This is a genomic window from Bacillus sp. SM2101 (assembly GCF_018588585.1).
GTDB classification, from domain to species: Bacteria; Bacillota; Bacilli; order Bacillales; family SM2101; genus Nanhaiella; species Nanhaiella sioensis.
Genome location: NZ_JAEUFG010000141.1, coordinates 1 through 519, shown reverse-complemented (window position 1 = coordinate 519; position 519 = coordinate 1). Strand labels below are relative to the sequence as shown.

1 protein-coding gene is annotated in these 519 nt (G+C 37.2%); it reads left to right on the top strand.

What is annotated here, in order from left to right:
• Nucleotides 1-73: 73 nt before the first annotated feature.
• Nucleotides 74-519 (top strand): reverse transcriptase domain-containing protein (locus JM172_RS24635; protein ID WP_250886883.1); only part of this gene is annotated, 446 nt, incomplete at its 3' end.

Genomic DNA, 519 nt, shown 5'->3' with positions numbered 1-519 from the left:
GGAGTTCTTAAAGCTGCGAATTGCTGACCCTAGTCTACTAAGAATAATTAGTAGATTTCTCAAAGGTGGGTATATGGAGGAAGGGAAGAAATACAAAACAGATAATGGCACACCGCAAGGTGGGGTAATATCTCCTGTATTAGCCAATGTATATCTCCATTATGTACTCGATTTATGGTTTGAGATAAAGGTCAAGAAACAATGCAAGGGGCGGGCATATATAGTAAGGTATGCAGATGATTTTGTGTGCTGTTTTCAATATAAGAGCGAAGCTCTGGAATTCTTTCAATCATTAAAATATAGATTAAAGAAATTTAACTTGGAAGCTGCTGAAGATAAGACCAAAATAATACCCTTCGGGCGGTTTGCAGAAAAAGATGCGAAACAAAAGGGGAATAGTAAACCTGAAACTTTTGATTTCCTAGGATTTACTCACTATTGTAGTAAAAGTAAACAAGGGAAATTTCGGGTGAAGCGGAAATCGAGTCGGACGAAAGTCCAAAGTAAATTAAAAGAGTC